The sequence below is a fragment of the Lyngbya aestuarii BL J genome (assembly GCF_000478195.2).
Lineage (GTDB): Bacteria > Cyanobacteriota > Cyanobacteriia > Cyanobacteriales > Microcoleaceae > Capilliphycus > Capilliphycus aestuarii.
Genome location: NZ_AUZM01000283.1, coordinates 1 through 833, shown reverse-complemented (window position 1 = coordinate 833; position 833 = coordinate 1). Strand labels below are relative to the sequence as shown.

The 833-nt window shown below is 42.7% G+C and carries 1 protein-coding gene; it reads left to right on the top strand.

Going from position 1 to position 833, the window contains the following annotated elements; all coding sequences use genetic code 11:
* Positions 1–647: 647 nt before the first annotated feature.
* Positions 648–833: CBS domain-containing protein (locus M595_RS30890; RefSeq protein ID WP_023069886.1), on the top strand; the 186-nt coding region annotated here is incomplete at its 3' end.

Here is an 833-nt window from a genome sequence, read left to right as displayed (position 1 = left end):
TATGCGTTGGCGATGGGTCGTTTACTCAAGCTTCCATCCTCAAAAAGTGAAGTCAACATCCAGACTGGTAATCGACCGGATTTCCCCGTGATTTTGCCATCTTCGACGTTTATGTATATAGCCCATCGCCTTCTCGTGAAACATCCCTCTTAAGGAGAAAGTTCAATTTCTCGCTGGCCAGGAGTCTACGGCGACATGAGTGCTAACTTTTGGAGTGACCTTTTTTGTCTGTTTACCCAAAGATGTTGTGGAAATATACTTTTTTAATTTTTAATTCTTATTTTTTTATTATTAAGGTGACGATTTTCTTGAAGTTGAGCGAACATGATAGAGATAGCTCTCTCAAAGCACTGCTGAGAAATCTCCCAGGAGTTAGAGAGGTGTGAGCCATAGTCAACCGTTTACAGAACAACTTTAGATAGCCGTTTTTGACTGGAGAACAGGAACAAAACGGTAAAATTGTCTCAACTCGGTCGCGTATTGAGAAACCCAAAAGTTACCAAGTGGAATCACAGAACTGAATAGAAGTTGTTATTCGTGAGTTGGTCTTAGTTGATTCAACTCCCTCGCCTACGACTATCCCCCAATAATTTGATCGCGATTTCCCCCAGAGACGCTATTGCCTTCGGCTCCAATACAGATTTTCTATGTACTCTTGCCCCACTCACCTCCAAACCTTTATCCGGGCAGTACCCGTTTGTCATCAAACCACCACCTTAAGTGAGGTTTGGTCAATATTCTGCCAGGAAAAATGCGATCGCATCGTTGTGATCAGTCCTCAAGATCATCCTTTGGGAGTGGTTTACTTGTGTCGTTTGATCGGATCTGTCTTT